The 21,184-nt window shown below is 64.2% G+C and carries 16 protein-coding genes and 1 pseudogene; 13 read left to right on the top strand and 4 right to left on the bottom strand.

Features of this window, described 5'->3' with window-relative positions; translation table 11 throughout:
* Positions 1–30: 30 nt before the first annotated feature.
* Genes zwf through BEK68_RS18815 form a run of 3 tightly spaced genes read left to right on the top strand, consistent with a single transcriptional unit; the run spans position 31 to position 3,240 of the window.
* Positions 31–1,500 (top strand): glucose-6-phosphate dehydrogenase, encoded by a 1,470-nt coding sequence (zwf, locus tag BEK68_RS18825; RefSeq protein WP_004632651.1) that lies wholly within the window; start codon positions 31–33, stop codon positions 1,498–1,500.
* Entirely contained in the window at positions 1,500–2,204 is a 705-nt protein-coding gene (pgl, locus tag BEK68_RS18820; RefSeq protein ID WP_004632653.1) for a 6-phosphogluconolactonase, read from the top strand. The genes zwf and pgl overlap by 1 nt, the downstream gene beginning before the upstream one ends.
* The gene (locus BEK68_RS18815) at positions 2,185–3,240 is read left to right on the top strand and encodes a glucokinase (RefSeq protein ID WP_024974348.1); all 1,056 of its coding nucleotides are present in this window, start codon (positions 2,185–2,187) and stop codon (positions 3,238–3,240) included. The genes pgl and BEK68_RS18815 overlap by 20 nt, the downstream gene beginning before the upstream one ends.
* Before the next feature lie 13 nt (positions 3,241–3,253).
* On the opposite strand, the gene BEK68_RS18810 is transcribed toward BEK68_RS18815, so the two are convergent.
* Positions 3,254–4,087 (bottom strand): MurR/RpiR family transcriptional regulator, encoded by an 834-nt coding sequence (locus BEK68_RS18810; protein ID WP_004632656.1) that lies wholly within the window; start codon positions 4,085–4,087, stop codon positions 3,254–3,256.
* Positions 4,088–4,302: 215 nt separating this feature from the next.
* Between BEK68_RS18810 and BEK68_RS18805 the strand changes: the two genes are divergently transcribed.
* From BEK68_RS18805 to BEK68_RS18790, 4 genes are all read left to right on the top strand, one after another.
* Complete coding sequence (locus BEK68_RS18805) at positions 4,303–6,027, top strand: S53 family peptidase (RefSeq protein WP_024542314.1); 1,725 nt, start codon at positions 4,303–4,305, stop codon at positions 6,025–6,027.
* A 96-nt stretch (positions 6,028–6,123) separates the two neighbouring features.
* Positions 6,124–6,867: a response regulator transcription factor gene (locus tag BEK68_RS18800; RefSeq protein ID WP_004632660.1), complete on the top strand. Its 744-nt coding sequence runs from the start codon at positions 6,124–6,126 to the stop codon at positions 6,865–6,867.
* Between the two features lie 3 nt (positions 6,868–6,870).
* Positions 6,871–8,187 carry an ATP-binding protein gene (locus BEK68_RS18795; RefSeq protein ID WP_024542315.1) on the top strand — a complete coding sequence of 439 codons (1,317 nt, stop codon included), beginning with the start codon at positions 6,871–6,873 and terminating at the stop codon, positions 8,185–8,187.
* A gap of 147 nt (positions 8,188–8,334) precedes the next feature.
* On the top strand, positions 8,335–9,816 hold the full coding sequence (locus tag BEK68_RS18790; protein ID WP_004632664.1) for a DegQ family serine endoprotease: 1,482 nt from the start codon (positions 8,335–8,337) through the stop codon (positions 9,814–9,816).
* A 266-nt stretch (positions 9,817–10,082) separates the two neighbouring features.
* Here BEK68_RS18790 and BEK68_RS18785 read toward each other — a convergent pair whose 3' ends face one another.
* The gene (locus BEK68_RS18785; RefSeq protein WP_024542316.1) at positions 10,083–10,508 is read right to left on the bottom strand and encodes an HAD family hydrolase; all 426 of its coding nucleotides are present in this window, start codon (positions 10,506–10,508) and stop codon (positions 10,083–10,085) included.
* Between the two features lie 513 nt (positions 10,509–11,021).
* Here BEK68_RS18785 and BEK68_RS25965 point away from each other — a divergent pair.
* From BEK68_RS25965 to BEK68_RS18760, 6 genes and pseudogenes are all read left to right on the top strand, one after another.
* Positions 11,022–12,215 carry a PepSY-associated TM helix domain-containing protein gene (locus tag BEK68_RS25965; RefSeq protein ID WP_349289607.1) on the top strand — a complete coding sequence of 398 codons (1,194 nt, stop codon included), beginning with the start codon at positions 11,022–11,024 and terminating at the stop codon, positions 12,213–12,215.
* The gene (locus tag BEK68_RS25960; protein ID WP_349289606.1) at positions 12,212–13,042 is read left to right on the top strand and encodes a PDR/VanB family oxidoreductase; all 831 of its coding nucleotides are present in this window, start codon (positions 12,212–12,214) and stop codon (positions 13,040–13,042) included. The genes BEK68_RS25965 and BEK68_RS25960 overlap by 4 nt, the downstream gene beginning before the upstream one ends.
* A 74-nt stretch (positions 13,043–13,116) precedes the next feature.
* Positions 13,117–13,914 carry a hypothetical protein gene (locus BEK68_RS18775; RefSeq protein WP_024542318.1) on the top strand — a complete coding sequence of 266 codons (798 nt, stop codon included), beginning with the start codon at positions 13,117–13,119 and terminating at the stop codon, positions 13,912–13,914.
* A 21-nt stretch (positions 13,915–13,935) separates the two neighbouring features.
* Positions 13,936–14,964, top strand: coding sequence for an ABC transporter substrate-binding protein (locus BEK68_RS18770; RefSeq protein WP_024542319.1), 1,029 nt, complete (start codon positions 13,936–13,938; stop codon positions 14,962–14,964).
* Positions 14,965–15,003: 39 nt separating this feature from the next.
* Positions 15,004–15,788: pseudogene (locus BEK68_RS18765) on the top strand (hypothetical protein).
* Positions 15,789–16,050: 262 nt separating this feature from the next.
* Positions 16,051–16,713, top strand: coding sequence for a winged helix-turn-helix domain-containing protein (locus BEK68_RS18760; RefSeq protein WP_004632676.1), 663 nt, complete (start codon positions 16,051–16,053; stop codon positions 16,711–16,713).
* Between the two features lie 272 nt (positions 16,714–16,985).
* Here the strand turns inward: BEK68_RS18760 and BEK68_RS18755 are convergent, their stop codons facing one another.
* Both BEK68_RS18755 and BEK68_RS18750 read right to left on the bottom strand, forming a co-directional pair.
* Positions 16,986–18,041 (bottom strand): PstS family phosphate ABC transporter substrate-binding protein, encoded by a 1,056-nt coding sequence (locus BEK68_RS18755; protein ID WP_024542320.1) that lies wholly within the window; start codon positions 18,039–18,041, stop codon positions 16,986–16,988.
* A 155-nt stretch (positions 18,042–18,196) separates the two neighbouring features.
* Positions 18,197–21,103 (bottom strand): TonB-dependent receptor, encoded by a 2,907-nt coding sequence (locus BEK68_RS18750; protein ID WP_024542321.1) that lies wholly within the window; start codon positions 21,101–21,103, stop codon positions 18,197–18,199.
* Between the last annotated feature and the right edge of the window lie 81 nt (positions 21,104–21,184).

Below are 21,184 nucleotides of genomic sequence, written 5' to 3'. Positions count from 1 at the left end.
TAATCAATGGCTCATACACAGGAGATGACGATGTCGGTGCCCGCATTCGACATGGTGTTGTTCGGCGGTACGGGCGATCTTGCCCGCCGCAAGCTGATTCCTGCCTTGTTCGATGCGCATCAGGGCGGCGAACTGCACCCGCGCGGGCGGATCTTCGCCATCGGCACGCAGCCGCTGGAGACAGCCGGCTACCTCGCCCTGCTGGAGCGCGAAACGCGCCCGACCATGCGCCTGTATTCCGGTGCACCCGTCTCCGACGACGCCTGGGCCTCGTTTGCTGAGCGCATCGTTTATCAGCAGGTGGACGCCCGCAAACCCGAGCAGTTCGATGGACTGGCCGCCGCGCTGGGCGAGGACCGCGCCCCGGTCACGGTCTGCTACCTGGCCACGGCGCCGGGCTTCTTCATCGATATCTGCAAGCAGCTTGCCCGTGTCGGGCTGAATACGCCGAATGTGCGGCTGGTGCTGGAAAAGCCGCTGGGCACTGATCTCGCGTCGAACGAGCGCATCAACTCGGCCGTGGCCGAGTTCTTTGCCGAAGACCAGATCTACCGGATCGATCACTACCTCGGGAAAGAGTCCGTCCAGAACCTGATGGCAATCCGCTTCGGCAACGCGCTGTTCGAGCCGCTGTGGCGCCGCGAGTGGATCAAGGACGTGCAGATCACCATTGCCGAGCAGCTCGGCGTGGAAAAGCGCGGCGATTTCTACGACGGCGTCGGCGCGCTGCGCGACATGGTGCAGAACCACCTGCTGCAACTGCTGTGCATCGTCGCCATGGAGCCACCGTCGAGCCTGTCGCAAGATGCCATCCGCGACGAAAAGCTGAAGATCCTCAAGGCGCTCAAGCCGATCCCGCTGCAAGAGGTGCCCGAGAAGACCGTGCGCGGCCAGTACCAGGAAGGTGCCATCGCGGGGCAGCCGGTGCAGGGCTATCTGCATGAGCAGGGTATTCCGCCCGACAGCCGTACCGAAACGTTTGTCGCCATCAAGGCCGAGATTGCCAACTGGCGCTGGGCTGGCGTGCCGTTCTACCTGCGCACCGGCAAGCGCATGCCGCAGCGGCTGGCGGAGATCGTGGTGCGCTTTCATGACGTGCCGCATGCGCTGTTTCCGAAGCCGTTGATCCAGTTTCCGGAGAATCGCCTCGTCATCCGTCTGCAGCCGGAAGAAAGCATCCGCCTGCAGTTCCTGACCAAGACGCCGGGCGCGGCGCTGGGCTTGCAGCCCTCCACGCTGGACCTGGACTTCACCAACCACGGCGGAGTGCGCCATGCTGGCGCGTATGAGCGTCTGCTGATGGACGCTGTCAACGGCAAGCTGGGTCTGTTCGTGCGCCGCGATGAACAGGCCGAAGCCTGGCGCTGGGTCGAACCGATCATTGAAGCGTGGAACGAAGCACGCATCCCGCCCAAGGGCTACACCGCGGGCAGCTGGGGGCCGGCGGCATCGAGCGCGCTGCTCTCGCGCGACAACGCCGCCTGGCACGAGGAGATGTAATGGCAATGCGCTGGCACGCAGTTCCGGACGCCGCCGCGCAGGTGCAGGCGTTGGCCGCGTCCATTGCCAACACGCTCACGCATGTGATCGAGGAACAGGGCAGCGTGTGCCTGGCCGTCTCGGGCGGGCGTTCGCCCATCGCGCTGTTTGCCGCGCTGCGCGTGTTGCCGCTGCGCTGGGCCGATGTGTCGATCACGCTGGTCGACGAGCGTGCCGTGCCGCCCGGGCATGCCGACAGCAACGCGCGCCTCGTTCGCGAGCACCTGTTGCAGGATGCGGCGGCGGCGGCGCGTTTCTTTCCTCTCGTGTTGTCACCGCATGTGCATGGCGAATCGGTTGACGTGGATGCATGTGTGGCGACTGCCAATGATCCGTTTCAGCAACCCGACGTAGTGATTCTCGGCATGGGCGACGATGGGCATACGGCATCGTTGTTTCCCGACGCGCCTGAATTGAACGATGGCATCGACCGCACGCAGGCGCCGGCGTATCTGCCGGTGCGCCCGGGCGCTGCGCCGCATCGGCGTATCAGCCTGAATCTGTCTGCGCTGTGTGCGGCGCGGCGGTTGTTCCTCTCGATCTCGGGGCCGGTCAAGCGCGGCGTGTTCGACGAGGCCGCGCAAGGCGGGGCTCAGCGCGCGCTGCCGGTGAGCTATGTCATTCATCAGCGGGAGGTGCCGCTCGATGTCTATTGGTCTACATGAGGTGAACGCGGGCACCGTGGCCGACACGCTGGCCTACCCGCGGCTGGTGGCCGACGTGGGCGGCACCAACGTGCGCTTTGCGCTCGAGATGGCGCCCATGCGCCTGGCCCACATTGGCGTGCTGGCTGGCGACGACTATCCGTCGCTCGAAGCGGCCATGCGCGCGTACCTCGCATCGTTGCCGCCGGAAATCGCAGCCGCTGGGGTGCGCCATGCCGCGATCGGCATCGCCAACCCGGTGCTGGGCGACCAGATCCGCATGACCAATCGCGATTGGGCGTTCTCGATCGAGGCGATGCGCCAGTCGCTGGGCTTCGACACCTTCGTCGTGCTCAACGACTTCGCGGCGCTGGCGCACGCGTTGCCGTATCTGCCTGCGGACGAACTGGAGCAGGTGGGCGGGGGTGCCAGCCTGGCCGATGCACCGCGTGCGCTGCTCGGCGCCGGCACGGGGTTGGGCGTCGCATCGCTGCTGCCGACGCCGGAAGGCCGCTACATTGCCGTGGCCGGCGAGGGCGGTCATGTCGCCTTTCCGCCGATGAACGACGAGGAAGCCGCGATCTGGCGCTTCGCACGTGAGCGCTTCGGTCATGTGTCAGCCGAGCGGCTGATTTCCGGCATGGGTCTGGAACTGATCTACGAGGCCCTGGGTGCGTGCTTCGACCTCTGGCAGCAAGGCCCCACCTTGCGCCGCGCCGCCGACATCACCGCCATCGCACTCGGCGAGATGGAAGACGACGCCGGCGACCACGCACGCTGCCGCTATGCCGTCGATACGTTCTGCGCGTTCCTCGGCACCATCGCGGCCAACCTGGCGGTTACGCTGGGCGCGCGCGGCGGCGTGTACATCGGCGGCGGCATCGTGCCGCGTCTGGGGCCTGCGTTTGCCAACTCACCGTTCCGGCGGCGCTTTGAAGACAAGGGCCGCTTCTCGGCCTATGTGGCATCAATGCCGGTGTATGTGATTCATTCACCGTACCCGGGGTTGATCGGCCTCTGTGCTGCCATGGACCACGCCGTGGCCCAGGGACACTGACGCCGCTTCAGCGCTACTCGGGTTGATCCGCGTGCTGGAGGGCGCTGCCCTTGCGCAGCGCCACTTCCAGCACCAGCGCATCGAGTAGCGCCAGGTGCAACAGGCGCGCGACCATCGAACGGTCGGCCACGGCATCGTCCACGCCCGCGGGCAGCACGACATCGGCGAGTGCCGCGAGCGGGCTGCCAGGCGTTGTCACGGCAATCACGCGCACGCCGAGTTCGCGCACGCGCTCCACCGCTGTCTGCAGTTCGGGCAACGCGCCCGATTTGGAAATGGCGATCACCACGTCGCCCGCCTGCAGCACGTTCAACGACATCGACACCAGATACGGATCGCTATACGCATTCGCGGGAATGCCGTAGCGGAAGAATTTCGTTTGCGCGTCGAGCGCCACCACGCCCGAGCTGCCGAAGCCGTATAGGTCGATGCGATGTGCGCTGTCGACCAGCGCCACCGCCGCATCGAGCGTGTGCGGGTCGAAGCGGCCCTGCAGCGTGGTGAGCGAATCGATGGCGTTCTGCAGGACGCGCATGCCCGAGGGGGGAGCGACGCGGGCCGGCGCGGTATCGCGGGCGACGTTGCCTTGCGCCAGCCGCAGCTTGAAATCCGACAGGCCGTGGCAGCCCATCGAGCGGCAGAAGCGGATCACCGTAGGTTGGCTGACGCCGGCCTCACGCGCGATGGCCGCTACCGGCAGGCTGAGCACCGTACCGGGCTGGCGCAGCACCCAGTCGGCCACCTGGCGTTCAGCCGGAGAGAGCGACGGACGCGCCGCGCGAATGCGTTCGCGCAGGTCGGTGGGTGTATCGGGGGTGGCGGGGGAAGTGGCTTGCTGGGCGCTCATCTGCGCGCGGGTTCGAATGGCGGATCGCATCACGATAAAGGCAAGCGCAGCCGTGCGCAACCGCTTGGCGAGGGGTTGTTAGACGCAGCGCGCCCCAAGTGCAACTGACTGTTTTTGCACTGTTGAGAGGCGAGCGCCTTGGCTACGGTGAACGACGCCCACGTCGTCACAAGCGGCGTGGTTCTGCAACGTCGTACTCCTCAAAGGGACATCCGATGCTCCGTACTGCTCTCCCCATGCAGCGCGTCTCCATCCTGTGCCGCCATCTGGCGTATGCATGGCCGCTGGTGCTCGCGGCCGGGCCGCTGCATGCCGCCACCGATTGGGTCGACACCCACACCAAGGCTTTCGTGACCGGCCCGCAACTCATGGCGCGCGGCGCCGCCAACGAGGTCGCTCCCGGTCAGACCGCCGACGTGCTGATCAGCCTGAAGCTGCGCAACGAGGCTCAGCTCAAGGCGCTCGCGCACGATGTGAACGATCCGCGCAGCCCGCACTACCGCAGGTACCTGACCAGCGAGCAGTTCCTCGCCGACCACGCGCCCACGCAGGCGCAGGTGGACGCCGTGGTGGGCTATCTGCGGCAGAACGGCTTTATCGATATCGATGTGGCGCCCAACCGGCTGCTGGTGTCGGCGCGCGGTACGGCAGGCACGGTCAAGGCGGCGTTCAACACGCCGCTGGTGCATTACCAGCTGGCCGGCCGCAGCGGGTTTGCGAACAGCGGCAAGGCGCAGGTGCCTCGCGCGCTGGGCGGTATCGTGGGCTCGGTACTGGGCCTGCAGAACGTGGCGCGTGCGCGTCCGCTGCTGCGTATGGGCGATGTGGCCGAAGCGCGCACGCTGGCGGCCGGCACCGCGACGGGCCACTACCCGAAGGAATTCCCAGCGCTGTATGGCGCGACCGGCGTGCCGACGGCGGCGGGCACCACCGTGGGCGTCATCACCATCGGCGGTGTATCGCAAACGTTGCGTGACCTGCGCACGTTCACGAGCAACAACGGCTACGCCGCGGTGTCCACCACCACGATCAAGACCAACGGCACGAGCGGCAACTACACCGATGACCAGGAAGGCCAGGGCGAGTGGAACCTCGACAGCCAATCCATCGTGGGCGCGGCCGGCGGCGCGGTCGGCAAGCTGGCCTTTTACATGGCGGATCTGAATGCGCCGGGCAACACGGGCCTGACCAAGGCTTTCAACAAGGCGGTGACCGACAACACGGCCAAGATCATCAACGTGTCGCTCGGCTGGTGCGAGAACGACGCCAGCGCCGACGGCACGCTCGATGCCGAAGAGGCCATCTTCACCACGGCCGCCGCGCAGGGGCAGACGTTCTCCGTGTCTTCCGGCGACGAGGGCGTCTACGAGTGCAACAACCGCGGCTATCGGGACGGCGGCAACTACAGCGTGTCGTGGCCGGCATCATCGCCGCACGTGCTGGCCATTGGCGGCACCACGCTCTATACGAGCGGATCGAGCTTCGCCAGCGAGACCGTGTGGAACGAAGGCCTCGACGGCAACGGCAAGCTCTGGGCCACGGGCGGCGGCATCAGCCAGATCCTGCCGGCGCCGAGCTGGCAGGGCGGGAATGCGCGGCTGTTGCCCGATGTGTCGTTTGACGCGGCGCAAAGCACCGGTGCCTACATCTACAACTACGGGCAACTGCAGCAGATTGGCGGCACGAGCCTGGCATCGCCCATCTTTGTCGGCTTCTGGGCACGGTTGCTGGCGGCCAACGGCAACCTGGGCTTTCCGGCGGCGCGCCTGTACAGCGCCATTCCGGCCAACGCGTCGCTGCTGCGCTATGACGTGGTCTCGGGCAACAACGGCTACCAGCGCTACGGTTACAACGCCGCCAAGGGTTGGGACTATCCGACGGGTTGGGGCAGCCTGAACATTGGCGCGCTGAATCAGTTGATCAAATCGGGCGGGTTCTGATGCGGAGGTGAGTTTGCGGGCGGCTCTGTACAAAGTGTGGGCCGCCCGCGCGGCAGTTCTACAATGGGTCTTCCCCGGCCTATTTTTGATGCGTCCATGCGCGTACTGCTCGTAGAAGACGACGACATGATCGGCGATAGCGTGCGCAAGGGTTTGCGCCACGACGGTTTCGCCATCGATTGGGTGCGTGACGGCGAGGCTGCCGTGCACGCCGTGACCGCGCCCGGCGCCGCCGGTGCCGCCGGTGCGGAACCCGGCACCACCATGTTCGACCTCATGCTGCTCGACCTCGGCCTGCCCAAGCGCGACGGACTCGACGTGGTGCGCGAGCTGCGCCAGCGCGGCATCGCCATCCCCATCCTGATCCTCACCGCGCGCGATGCTGTGGCCGACCGCGTAGCCGGCCTCAATGCCGGCGCAGACGACTACCTCGTCAAGCCCTTCGACCTGCAGGAGCTGGCTGCGCGCATGCACGCGCTGCTGCGCAGACAGGGCGGCCGTGCCGATCCGCTCATGCGCCACGGCGATGTGCTGCTCAACCCCGTCACCCGCGAGGTGCTGCGCGCCGGTGTGCCGGTCAAGCTGTCGGGCCGTGAGTTTGCGGTGCTGCATGCGCTGCTCGCGCGGCCGGGCAAGGTGTGGTCGATCGCGCAGTTGCAGGACAACCTCTACGGCTGGGACGAAGAGGTCGGCAGCAACACGGTCGAGGTCTACATCCATGCGCTGCGCAAGAAGCTCGGCAGCCATTTCATCCAGAACATCCGCGGCGTGGGGTATGTGATTCCACGTGAGGCGTCAACGTCGCCTGCGGAACCTGCCGACGGCGACGCGCACCAATAAGCCATGCAATCGATCCGTAAAACCCTGCTGTGGTGGCTGGCCGGCGGCCTGCTGGCGGGCATCGTCATCGCCACCGGCCTGATCTACGCGCAGGCACGCCAGGAAGCCAACGCGCTGTTCGACTACCAGATGCAGCAGGTGGCCGCCGCGCTGCCGAGTCAGTGGATCGACCCGCCGCCGCCGGCGCTTGCCGGCATTGCGCGTGACGACGATGTGGTGATCCGCATCTGGGACGGCACCGGCCGCAGCCTGTATCTCTCTCACGCGCGACCCAATCTGCCGGACCAGGCGGAGCTGGGCTTTTCCGACGCAAATACGCCGGAAGGCCCGTGGCGCATCTACAGCGTCGCCTTCGGGCCTGCCGTAGTGCAGATCGCCCAGCCTTATAGCGCGCGGCACGAGGTGGCGGCGCGCATGGCGTTGCGCACGGTGGCCCCGTTGCTGATCCTGCTGCCGCTGCTGGGCTGGATCGTCTGGCTGGCGGTCGGGCGCGGGCTGGCGCCGCTGGGCTCGGTGGCCAGGCAGGTGCAGGCGCGCGATGCGGCAGCGCTCTCGCCGTTGCCCACGCAGGGGTTGCCTGACGAGATCCGCCCGCTGACGAATGCGTTGAACGATCTGCTGGCGCGACTCGGCACCGCACTTGCGCACCAGCGCGCGTTCGTCGCCGACGCCGCCCACGCGCTGCGTACGCCTCTGGCTGCGCTCAAGCTGCAGCTGCAGGTGGCCGACCGTGCCGAGAACGAAGACGAACGCCGCGCCGCGCACGCCGATCTGCATCGTGGTGTGGAACGCATGATTCGCCTCGTTGGCCAGTTGCTGACGCTCGCGCGGCAGGAGCCGGGCGCTGCCGATACGCAGCGCGCAACGGTTGCGCTCGACGCCGTGGCGGCCGATGTGGTTGCCGAACTTTCACCGGCGGCAGTGCTCAAGGGCATTGACCTGGGGATCGCGGTGGAGTCGCAGCCCGCATCCGTCATCGGTAATGCCGATGCGCTGCGCGTGCTGCTGGTGAACCTTGTCGACAACGCGCTGAACTACTGCCCGCGCGGTGCGCGCGTCGATGTGTCGACCGCACACACGCCCGACGGCGGCGCGCAGCTCGTGGTCGAGGACAACGGCCCGGGCATCCCCGCGGAGGAACGCGAGCGCGTGCTCGATCGGTTCTATCGTCCCGCGCAGGCGCCCACCGGAGGCAGCGGCCTGGGGCTCGCCATCGTTCGGGAGATCGCGCAGGCGCATGACGCTACCCTGGCGCTGGAAGCGCGCGAAGGCGGCGGCTTGCGCGTGGTGCTGCGTTTCCCCTTCAAGGCCAACACGTAGAAACATTTTGTTTCGTGTGATGTCCGCGTACGCCGTCCACGTTTAAGTCTCGTTTAAGTTTGCCCGCCTACGATGCCTTCAACCGATGGGCACGGCCGGCGACTCCGCAGGCCGTGACCCTCGTGCTCAGCAAGAGAGGACACGACAATGACGCGTCAAACCCTGGCACGCAGTGCGGCTGGCCTGGCCGCTGTGGTCGCCGTTGCAGGCGGCTATGCCTATCTTCAGAAAGACATGATTTCACGTGCGGTGGCGGCACCCGTTGCCACCGCAACGGCAACGACCGCGCCCGCTTCCGGCGTGGCGCCGGTGGCCGTGGCAGCGCCCATGGACTTCTCCGGCATCGTCGACCGTTACGGCCCGGCCGTGGTTAACATCAGCACCACCGCGCATGCCCAGCGCACCAGCATGCAGGGCCTGCCGCCCGGCATGAGCCCGGATGATCCGTTCTCCGAATTCTTCAAGCGGTTCATGCCGCAGATGCCGCAGCAGCGTGGCGACCAGATCGTGCGCGGTCTGGGCTCGGGTTTCATCGTCTCGGCAGATGGGCTGATCCTCACCAACGCCCACGTGGTGGATGGCGCGCAGGAGGTCAACGTCAAGCTGACCGACCGCCGCGAGTTCAAGGCCAAGGTGCTGGGGGTCGATAAGCAATCCGACGTGGCAGTGCTGCGCATCTCGGCCAAGAACCTGCCGGTGGTGCAGATCGGCAGCCCCGCCAACACCAAGGTGGGCGAGCCCGTGCTGGCCATCGGTTCGCCGTACGGTTTCGAGAACACCGTCACGGCGGGCATCGTGAGTGCCAAGTCGCGCTCGCTGCCGGACGACACCTATGTGCCCTTCATCCAGACCGATGTGGCCGTGAACCCCGGCAACTCGGGCGGCCCGCTGTTCAACCAGCGCGGCGAGGTGATCGGCATCAACTCGCAGATCTACAGCCAGACCGGCGGCTACCAGGGCCTGTCGTTTGCCGTGCCGATCGATGTGGCGATGAAGGTGGAGCAGCAGCTTGTGTCCACCGGCAAGGTCACGCGTGGCCGCCTGGGCATTGCGGTGCAGGAGGTCGACCAGTCGCTTGCCGATTCCTTCAAGCTGCCCAAGCCGGAAGGCGCATTGGTGAACTCGGTGGAAGACGGCGGCCCCGCAGCCAAGGCCGGCCTGCAACCTGGCGACGTGATCCTGCAGATTGGCGATGCACGTATCGACCGGTCGGGCGATCTGCCCGAACAGGTGGCCGACATCAAGCCGGGCTCTACTGTGCCGCTGCAGATCATCCGCCAGGGCAAGCCGACCACACTGACTGTGACCGTGGGCGCCGCCAAGGATGCCAAAGTGGCGTCCAGTGAAAAGGCGGCGCCGGACCAAGGCCGCCTGGGCCTGGCGGTGCGGCCGCTGCAACCGGAAGAGAAGCGCCAGAACGGCCTGCCCGGCGGCCTGGTGGTGATGGACGTGACCGGCCCGTCGGCCAAGGTCGGCATCCAACCGGGCGACGTGATCCTGTCGCTCAACGGCACGCCAGTGTCGTCGGTGCAGGAGCTGCGCACGCTGGTGGACCGCGCCGGCAAGCATGTCGCCCTGCTGGTGCAGCGTGACGATACGAAGATTTTTGTGCCTGTGGATCTGGGCTGACGCAAATCCTGGCGCCGTTATCGGATTAAAAAATAGTCCTCATAGTTAAAAAAGGGTTTTCATTCGTAAAATATAGAATTCATGTGGAATTTTTGAAGTTCTGGAAGTAGTGTCTTCAGGATGGCCGGTCTTTTGGACCGGCTATTTTTATCGCCAGCGCGTGAGACTGGCGCACACCATTGGGAGATCTTGCGCTGTTGGCACCATGTGTCTGGGATCGATGTCGACGGCTCACCACCGAGGCACACGTGCTGATTTTCTGCTACTTACCGGCCGCAGTTCCACATAGCGTCGGCCGCCGCAAGGTTGGGTAGGACGACCGTTTCGGCAGGAAACGTGTCCGGCGCATCTGGACTAGCGATTCCAATGAACGGGATGCGAAGTGCTTGTGCTGCCCGTAGTTCAGTCATCGAATCGCCGATGGCTAACGCTTGATGCGGAAGCATTTGATCTCCCACGAGGATGGACAAGAAGGCATCTCGCTTTCCGGTGGGGGCGCCGACGATGCTGTCAAAGTCGTGCGTCAATCCTAGCCGTGCGACGATCGTGTCCAGGTCCCTCTGGCGGGTGCCGCAGATCAGATGCAGCGATTGATGACCATGCCGATTTGCAAGGAATGGTTTTGCTCCAGGAAGCAGGGAGCATGTATGAACGCGCTCCAAGAGCCGTCCACCGAATTTTGCGGCCAGCATCTTGACTCGTGCTTCGTCTGGTTTCCGTCCGAAGATGCCGCTGCGGCAAGCGATCGATGTCCCGTCGAAACAGGTACAGGGTGCGCGCGACCAGTTGAAGCGTCACTACGTTCTCACCAACATGATCGATGCAGGCGGATATCGTGAGGTTTGAACTGAGTCGAGAGCCATCCTCCTCATCCGATTCTGGCTCGAAAGAGGCTACCTGTCGTGTTTGATTCCGATAACTTGGTCGGCACTGAGACGATGCGAAGCTCCAAGGTCAAGCAGGCTTGACGCGCTGATGACCCCTCGCTGCATTGTGGGCGAACCAGACAGGTCCTCACCCCAATCCCAGACATCCTGTGGCCACTTTAGGGCCGGATCGCGTGTGTTTTGAAGTCCCCTTAGGACTTACCCTGACTTTCTCCCAGGATTCAGTTTCCGTTCAGGTTCGTGAACCAAGAATGGCGGCATGAACAGTCATCAACCGAGCCGCGCATGACACCCGCTTTCCGGTCCCGCCTCCTTCAGATGCATCGCTATTCCGGCTTGACGGTTGGGCTCGTGATCCTGCTGATGGCCGTGACAGGGGCATCGATCGCATTCCGTCCAGAACTGGAGCCGGTGTTCAATCGCGAACTGCTGACGGTGCCGACCTGCACGGGCCGCGTGCCGGTCGACACGCTCACAGCCAATGCAGCCGCGCTGCGGCCCATCGCAACGCTCGACTACGTCCGGCTGGTTGCTGGCGAGCCCAATGCACCGCGCATGCCGTCTGCGATGGTCCGGTTCACTGATCAGCATTTCGTCTACCTCAATCCATGTACCGGCGCTGTGCTGGGCGAGCGGGCTCGCTATGGCGGTCTGCTCGGCACCATTGAAAAGATTCACCGCTTCCGCTTCATGAAGAACGGCAGCCTCATCACCGGGACAAGCGCGATGGTGTTTGGCGTGCTGCTGGTCTGTGGTGGCGCGATGTTGTGGTGGCCGCGCAGTGGCTGGCGGGATGCGTTCTCGCTCAGATCCGGAACGACGCGCGCGGTGTCGACATATCGCCTGCATCGGACGGCGGGCATCTATGGCAGTCTGATCCTGCTGTCGATGGTGCTGAGCGGCCTGCCGCAGGCGTTCGACTGGTATGCGCATGGTCTGTACACGCTCGTTGGTTCACCTACACCCGCCAAGCCGCCAAAGTCGGAGGTGCCCGCGACCGGCGCAACGCACCTGCCGCTTGAGCGGTTCTGGCAGACAGCGCTGTCGCTTTCGCCCCAGCCGCGCGATGCGCTGATGCACATTCCGGAAAAGCCGCGTGCGCCGGTCGAGATGTACCTGATCGACCGCGATGCGCCGCACGCAAACGCACGCACGATGCTGTACCTGGATGCGTATACGGGGAAGGTGCTGAAGTACGTTCCTTACGCGCAAAGCAGTCTGGGGCACAAGCTCTACTTTTGGCTGCTGTCGTGGCACACCGGCCTGGTCGGCGGCGTGTTCGGTAAATTGCTCCTCATGTTCGGTGCGCTTTGCGTGCCCGTGCTGGCTTACACCGGTATCTGCAACACCCTGCGTCGGATGCGGCGCAGTACGTCGAACCGCTCACGCCTGGTGGTGCGTGTTGCGAAGAAGATGAAGGAAGCGGATGCCGTCTGCGCATTCGAGCTGGTGCACCGGCCGGGAAAAAGCTGCCGCAGTTCACTGCAGGTGCGCATATCGATGTGCACTTGAGCAACGGTATGGTGCGCCAGTACTCGCTGTGCAATGACCCGCAGGAGCAGCACCGTTATGTGATTGCAGTACTGCGGACCGATCCTTCGCGCGGCGGATCGATTGCGATGCACGAGCACATTCGCGAAGGGGACTTGCTGGAGATCGGCAAGCCCAGCAACCGCTTTGCGCTGGACGAGTCCGCGCCGCATTCGCTGCTGCTTGCGGGTGGCATCGGTATCACGCCCATCGTGAGCATGGCGGAGCGGCTGTCGCGCCGCGCGGCGGAGTTCGAAATGCACTACTGCGCGCGCTCGCGGCCCCGGGCAGCCTTTCTGCAGCGGCTTGCGCAGGCACCGTTTGCACGCCGGGTGACGTATTACTTCAGCGATGCTGGTCCGCTGCCCCGGATCAATGTCGAACAGGTGCTCGACAGGCAGCCGGCCGGTACGCACGTGTATGTGTGCGGACCGTCGGGTTTCGTCCATGCGGTACTGACCGCCGCACGGCAACGTGGCTGGCCGGAGCGGCAACTGCACTGCGAACGCTTCGGGCCCATTCTGGGCAAGCCCTCCACCACGCATGCCTTTGATGTGCAGCTCGCCAGCACCGGCAAGGTCTACCGGGTGCCCCAGCACATGACGGTCACCGCGTTACTGGCCGAGCACGGCGTGAAGATTCCGACCTCTTGCGAGGCGGGCGTCTGCGGCACGTGTGTCACGCGGGTGATTGCCGGAGAGGTGGAACATCTCGATTGCGTGCTCACGGACGCGCAGCGGCAGAGGAGCGGGCACTTCACGCCGTGCTGCTCGCGCGCCAAGGGCGAGCTTCTTGTGCTGGACATCTGACCGCCTCGGGGATGCCCGCACCACGCGGGCCGCAGTTTCTTGTTTTCTTACGATGTCGTCCTGACGGAATACTCATGGCACTCAACTCGATTCGAGCAATCGCGCGCACCGTCGGAGCTGTCGCCGCGCTGATGGGGGCACTTCATGCCGGCGTTTCCGGTGCGGCGGAGCCTGCCGCCAGCGAGGCGCAGTCACTGATCATCACCTACCAGACCACTCCCGCGAACCGGCCGGCGCTTCGTCGGGCGATGGAGCGGTCGACCGCGCTCGAGCTTGCGCGCTGGAAGCGGGACGGACGGATCAAGCAGTACAACCTGCTCTTCAATCGCTACGCCGATTCGGACAACTGGGATGCCTTGGCCGTGCTGACATTCGCTACACCGGACGACCTGTATCGCTGGCGAGACATCGAGCGGACACGACCAGCGGGCCTTCCGAAGGAGGCGGCGACGGTCACGACCTCGATCCACACAACACCGGTCGATATGAAGCGGCTGGCATCGTTGGATGGCAAGTCTGCGCATGCGGTGTACGTGGTCATCCCCTACAAGACGCTGGTGTCGGAGCCCGACTATGAGAAGTACGCAGACGGCTATGTCATTCCGCAGTTCAAGGGATGGATGGAAGAGGGCGTGCTGCAGGGGTATTCGCTCTATACGAGCCGGTTCCCGGCCGGACGCCCGTGGAACGCGATGGTGGTGCTGCAATACAAGGACGAAGCCGCGTTGAGCGCGCGTGAGGCGGTCGTCGCGAAAGTGCGCGCGCGGCTGAAGGCCAACCCGGAATGGAAGGCGATCAGCGACGGCAAGAAAGACGTGCGTACGGAGTTGCAGGTGGTGGTCGCCGATCGTCTCGCCGTGAGCCATGAATAACGCGCTGTTGAGGATTCTCCAATGAAAACCAGAATCGTTGCCCTGACGTTCCTTGGCCTGCTTGCGGGCCGCGCGCTGGCTGCCGAGCCGGCTTTTTCTGATGCCGTTGCTGTGCCGGAGCGCATTGTCCTGCTGGTTGACGAGATCAAGGCGATCCGCAATTTCCCCATGGTTCTGGCCGAACGCCTCGGCTATCTGAACGATGGACGGACCACCGTGACCGTCATGAACATCCGTGACGACGTATCGACCGCCGAGATGCTTAACGATGGCCGCGTTGACGCCGTGATGGCGTACTACCACCACAACGTGGTCAACCAGTCGCGCGGCATCGCTACCGAGGCGGTGGTCACGCTGGGTGTCACGCCTGGCGCCAAGGTGCTGGTGGCCAACCAAGCAAAAGAGAAGTACCGCAGCGTAGCCGACCTCAAGGGCGCGCGCTTTATTGCCGGCGGGGCTGGCTCGTCGAAGAGCACGCTGGCCAACGCACTGGTGCTGGCAGGCGGACACGGCATCGGCGATTACACGCGTCTCGGGACGGACGGGAAGGAGAGGAACATCGAAGCGCTGCGCGACGGGCGGGCAGAGTTCGTTGTCGCCCCTACCCCCGACGGAGATGCCTATGAGTCGAAAGGCGTTGCCACCGTGTTTGCCGACCTGACCACGGTTGACGGCACGCGCCGGAATCTGGGCGCGCTGTTCCCGTCGAGCACGGTGTACATGTCGAGCGCGCGCGTGCAGGCGCATCCGGAAATCGCTCGCCATCTGGCGCGGGCATTTGTTCGTACGCTGCGCTACATCAACACCCATACGCCTGAAGAGATCCTGGCGGTCATCCCGAAGGAGATCAGCGGGAAGGATCGTGCCGCCTATCTGACGGTGCTCAAGCAAGAGATTCCGATGTTCGCCAACGATGGACGCATGCCGGAAGACGGTGCCGAGAAGGAATGGCGCACCCTGGCGGCAGCCAACCCGAGCTACGGATCGGTGAAGATCGACCGGACCTATACCAACGCATTCGTTGACGAAGCGCTCAAGACCCTGCGCTGATGCGTGCTGCGCTCCGCGAACACTGCGAGGAAGTGATCGATGCCGTTATCGCGCGCTGTGCGTGCCGCCGGGCTTGCTGCCGTGCTTGGCTTGTCCGCTGGGTCGGCCCATGCCGTACTCCCCGATGAAATCCAGGTCTACACCGGCGACATCAATGCGCCGGGCGAATTGGGCTTGGAGTTGCACCTCAACACCACCCCCAGCGGTATCGGGGAACGGTCGTATCAGGGCGAGGTCACGACGCCGCATGGCTGGCGCGCGACCGCCGAGTTCTCCTATGGCTTGACGCCGTCAATCGAGCTTGGGCTGTACGTTCCGACCGCACTCACGCGGGACAGCACCTTCTACGTCACCGGCCCCAAGGTGCGCATGAAGTGGATGCCAGTGCGGACGGAGGACGGCGTTGGCCGCTTCGCTGGTATCAACGTTGAGCTGGCCCACGTCGCATCCCGGCTCGAACAGTCTCAGCAGGCGGGGGAGTTACGCCCCATCTACGGTTATCAGAACGAACAATGTTTGTGGGACTCAACCCCGTACTCGATTGGAACCTGAGCGGGCCAGATCGCAGCGGTGTTCCCGAAGCGGTGCCGGCCTTCAAGGTTGCCCGTACGGTGGCGCCCGGTGTGCGCACCGGGCTGGAGTACTACGCGGGCTTGGGACGCATTAACCATCTTGCGCCGTTGCGCGAGCAGCAGCACACCGTCTTCCTTGTATTCGACGTGGATCGCAAACCGTTCGTTTTCAACCTCGGCATCGGCCGCGGCCTGACGCGTGCTACGGACCGCTGGACGATCAAGTGGATTTTCGAGATTCCGTTTCATTGAGCAGGGCCACATCTGGGACGCATGCGAGTGACGGTATGTCGAATTCTGGTGCGCAAGTTTCTTCCTGCAGACTTATGTCACGCATGGATGGGCAGTTTTCGTGCCCTGCGCGTGTTTGGTGTCGTCGGAATCGTCGTGGGAAATCGTTCTCTACGTACCAGTCCTGATTGCAATCAGCTGATAAGCAAGCATCATCTGGAGTTGAGGCGCTGCGTCCGCTTGTGGTGCGCGAAATGCCAGATGGAACTAGCCGAGGATGTGTATGAAGGCACTGATTGTTGAAGATCAAGATCGGTTAGGCCGGTTCCTTCAGCAGGGGCTGACGGAGTGCTCATACACCGTCACGCTGGCCCGGACCTGCGCAGCCGCGACCGATGCCATCGTTGAGTCTGCTTACGATGTCGTGATCCTCGATCTGGGGTTGCCGGACGGCGATGGTCTTGATCTGCTCCGTACTTGGCGCAAGGGCGGGTTCCAAGAGCCGGTGCTGATCCTGAGCGCACGTGATGGCGTACAGGACCGCGTGAAAGGGCTGGATATCGGTGCCGACGATTACCTCGCCAAGCCATTCAGTCTGGAAGAACTGCTTGCGCGCGTGCGATCGCTGGTCCGCCGCCATGCCGCCGTCAAGCAGGTGGTGCTCGAACATGCCGGCATCTGCCTTGATCTGCTCAGCCATACCGTTACCCTCAACGGCAAGGCGGTCGACCTGACCAGCCGGGAGTACGCGCTGCTCGAAGTCTTCATGCAGAACCAGGGGCGGATCCTGCCTCGCACGCTGATCTCAGAAAAGATCTGGTCGGCGCACTACGACGTTGATACCAATCTGCTGGATGTCTACATGAGCCGGCTGCGTGCCAAGCTCGAAGTACCGGGCAAGCCGCTTTTCAAGACCGTGCGCGGAGTCGGATACCAGCTCCTTTGACCCTGCCCTGGGGGGCGCGCCGGCGGCGCCGATTGCATGAAATCAGTCCGGCGCAGACAGCTGCCGCAGTTCTTCGGCACGCTCGCGGGCATTGCTTGCAGCCGCGGTTGCGGAGACCGCGAAAGTCGCACCACAGCGATGATGCATCCCACTTGGCGGTTCCTCTTCCGGACGGGGACTGCATGCATGGGGTTGTCTTCCACCCCGTCCGTGCGCTCGCGGCGCATCCGTTGTGGTTAACGGCTGCGCCGGGCGAATACGGTCGTGTCTTCTTAGTCGAGCTTCTTCAATTCCTCCTTCACCACTTCCGGCTGAAGCGGAATGAAGACGCGTTCGTTGGCCACCGCCTGCTGGCCTTCCTCGCTCAGCACGAGCTTGAGGAACTCCTTGACCTTCGGTTCAAGCGGCTTGCCGGGGGCCTTGTTGACGTAGATGTAGACGTAGCGGCTGAACGGATACTTGTGCGCATAGACGCTCTCCACCGTCGGCGCATAGCAGGTGCCGCCTTGCGTGGAAGAGAGCTTCAGGACCTTCACGTTGGGCGTGACGTTTGCCATCAGCGCGTAGGTCAGGCCCCCCGGGTGCGTGGCCATATCCTCAGCCGCGACGGTGAACGCGTGCGTGAAGCCCTTGCCTTTGACGAACTGGATGTTGTCCTTGTATTCGCCGCCGTGCATCGCGACTTCTTTGAAGTACTGCTCGATGCCGTTGACGGGCTTCAGGCCGTAGAGATGAATCGGGCGTGAAGCCCAATCCCCCGTAGCGCCGAGGTCGCCCCAGGTATTGACTTCCTTGTAGCCGAGCTTGCGCGTCTTCGAGTAGATGGCATCGAGTTGCGGCAGGCTCAGGCAATCGATCGGGTTGTCCTTGTCGACGAGGATGATGCTGGCCGCGGTCTTGCCCAGCGAGCCGACGCTGCCCGTGGCGACTTTGATCTCGAGCGGCTCATAGCCGAACTTGTCGACGAAGGCCTTGCGCTCGGCCGGAAACATTTCGCGGCCGACTGGCGCAAGGTCTCCCTTGCCCGAAACCAGGCCTGGTGCGCCGGCTCCGGAAGCACGCAGGTCCATCGTGAGCGACAGGCGCGGATACTGCTTGCGATAGATCTTGGTCCACTCCATCACCATCTCGTCCATGATGTCGGCGCCGACGATATTCAGCTCCTCTTCGGGTTTGCTCTCGACCGGGCCCGGATTCCATTTCGGAATCGACGGGTCGGCCTTCAGCGAATGCTCCGGCGCTGCGTACTTCAGTGCATGGGCGGGTACGGCACTCAGCGCGCAGATTGCGGCTGCGATACTGACGGCCAGGGTGGCTGTCCTTGTCATGGATGTCTCCTAGTTTGGGTGTCGACGCTCGGTTGGGCGTGATCGTCTCTACCTTAGGTGCCGCACCCGAATGCAGGATGAATGTGACCTGAAAGTTCGTTCAGGATTGGCTCTGGCAAACGTGAAACGTGCGCACGTCTGCCACGGGGCCCCGATTACATGTCGAACTTGACGTTGAACTTGATGGTGCGGTCCATGCCGATGCCGTAGGTGCCGGTCGTCACGGAGTTCCAGTAACGCTTGTTGGCGAGGTTGTCGATCGCGAGCTGGAATGTGGTGCGGCGCCCCTGAATGCGGGTGGTGTAGCTGGCACCGATGTTGTAGAGGCTGTAGCCCGGGATATAGCCCTGGTCCTGCGCGTTGACGGGCCGCTTGGAGATCAATGCAACGCCGCCGCGCAACGTCAGCCCAGGCACCGCAGCAGGGCTGTACGACACGCCAAGGTTGCCGGTCCAGTCCGGTGTGTTCTCCGGTGTCATGCCGTTGATCAGGGGCTGGTTCGGGGCCTCCTGTCGAGCTTTCAGACGCAGCACCGCAGCGTGGATGCGCCAGGCGCGGTTGATCTCATAGGTTGCCGTGGCCTCGACACCCTTGTAAGACAGGTCGCCGCTGTAGCCAAAAATGTTGGTGACCGGGTCGGTCACCGCATTACCGCGCGTGATCTCGAAATACGACGCACTAACCGACAGCCCCTTAAAGAACGAATCGCGGATGCCGAATTCCTTCTGCTTCGAGATGGCCGGTGCCAGGATCACGTTCGCGTTTGCAGCATTCGCGGGCGCTGTGCCGCCAGCTTCGAGCCCCTGCATGTAGCTGGCGAACAGCGTGGTGGTGGGCAGCACGTCGAACAGCACCCCATACGCCGGCGAGAACACATGGTTCTGCGACGTGACGGAGCCGGATTCCTCCGTGTCGAGCACCTGCCGCGCCCCCACCAGCAGCTTCAGGCGCTTGGTGAGTGCGATCGTGTCATAGGCGTACACCGCTGCGTCGGTGCTCGTCTGCGACGGGCTGGTCACCCCGGGCTTGGTGTAGACCGGTGGGTTCAGGACGATCGGGTCGAAGATGTTCTGGCGCTGTGGCAGCGTCATGTTCTGCACGTCGGCGGCCAGCGAATAGCGCGACGTGCGCGAGACGCCCAGGGTGAGATCGTGCGTGATGGGCCCGGTCGCAAAATGGCCCAGCACTTCGGTGCGGATGAAGGTATTGCGATATTCGTTGGTGACCGGCTGCACGTTCACCAGGCCGTTGGCGCCGGTGTTCAGATCGTAGCCGGAGATGCGCACGGTGGTGCGGTGGCGGTGCGAGCCCGAATAGCCGAGTTGGGTGAAGACCTTCCAGTCGTCGCTGATCTGGTAGTCGGCGCGGCCCTGCCAGTTGAAGGTTTCAGGGGTGTACAAGTCCCACCGGCCAGAGAGCAGGTTGCGCGGGTCCGGCACGCGCGTGATCGGTATGACGCCATTGACGGCTGGCTTGAGCGAGATGCCGGCCTGCTCAGGTACCTCGCGGCGGTAGTACTCGAAGTCGCTCTGGAAGGTGAGCCGCGAGGTGGCCTTCAGATCCAGGCCGAGGCTGACGAATTCGCCGTTGCCGCCCAGATCGTGGACGCCGTTCTCGTAGTGCGTGGCTGAGGCGTTCAGCCGCACGCCAAGCTGCTTCTGTGGGCCGTAGCGCCGACCAATGTCGACGCTGCCGCCGTACTGCCCGAACGTGTTGCCCGCCAGGCCGAACGTGGTGACATCTTGCTCGCCCGCGCGCTTGGTGACGAAGTTGATGATGCCGGCCGGGCTGGCGATCCCGAACATCAGCGCGTTGGCGCCCTTGAGCGTTTCAACGCGCTCCTTGTTCTCGATCGGGTTGGTGATGACGCCTGTGATCGGCAGGCCGCCGTCCAGGCGGTAATTAGAGAACAGGTTGAGCTTGATGCCGCGAATGGCGAAGGCATCATTGGCGCTGCCCGCCGAGTTGGTGGACACCACGCCGGCCACGTTCTTGATCGCCTCCGTATAGCCTTCCTGCGTCTGGCTCAGTGCGTGGCCGGAAGACACCTCCTTGGTCATCGGCAGGCTTTGTTCGTTGGCCAGCTCGGGCTTGTTGTATTCCTTGATGGCGTCGCTGCGCGGCGCCACGCCCGCGGCCGCGTACGGCGCATCCAGCCCGGACGCGATCGAAATGCGGCTGCGCAAACGGTCGGCGATGCGCTCGGCCTGCGTGCGTAACGCCTCCGGATCCGTGCGGGAGGAATACGGAAACACCACAGCCAGGACACCGATCGTGGTGCCCACCGCGTCCTTGACCGGCACCTTCCATTCATAGCGGGCGCCACGTGCATCGACGGCCCCGTGGGGTGTTCCGCTTTCAATGACGTCCAGATCACCGGGCTCTGCTGCTTTGCCGTATCGGCCAATGTTGGACGCGATGATGGGATAGCCCGCAACCTTCGCCGTACGCGCGTGCAGCGCCAGAACCTCCACGCCGGGATACTGCTCAAGCGCGTCGTCGATCAGGAACTGCGCATAGGACTCGGTGGGGATGCGTTCGTCGAGCTGCATCGGCGCCGTCAGGCTCTCCGGATCGAGAATGCGGCGGCTAAGGTCATTGCGGTATTGCGCGGCCTGATGCAGCAGGGCGTCTTCATCGGTACCGGGCACATAAGGGAAGGTCAGCTCCGCAATGCCAATGGGCCGCCGGGCGATGTCGAACAGCGGCAGGGTCACCTCGACGTTTTGGTCGCCCTTGCGGTTGATCTCGACCATTGCCCGTCCAGTGCGGAACACGGCCACGTCTTCCGGGCTGGAGGGGGTGCCCACAAGTGCGGGCGTTCTCGAAGCCACGATCGTGCTCTGCCCGCCTGGCAGTGCGGCGTGCAACTCGATGCCGACCAGTTCCGCATGCCGTCGTGCGTAACTGTCGACGAGATACTGCGCATAGGATTGCACCCCGCCCTTGCGATCGACCTGGCTGTCCCGCGCACTCGGCGTTTGTGCATCTGCAGCCAGCGCCCGCATTTGCGGGATCGCCAACAGGATCGCCAGGGCCAGGGTTGTCTTGGCCAGTTTCATATTGTCTCCACCTTTATTGTTGCCCGGCCTGTCATGTCGGCCTGGTGCGTGTTGGTACTGCCCGACCGATGCCGTCGCGGG

Origin of the sequence: Ralstonia pickettii (assembly GCF_001699815.1) — a bacterium.
Classification (GTDB): Bacteria; Pseudomonadota; Gammaproteobacteria; order Burkholderiales; family Burkholderiaceae; genus Ralstonia; species Ralstonia thomasii.
Note: the sequence above shows the minus strand (reverse complement) of the source record. Positions and strands in the feature narration are given on the sequence as shown.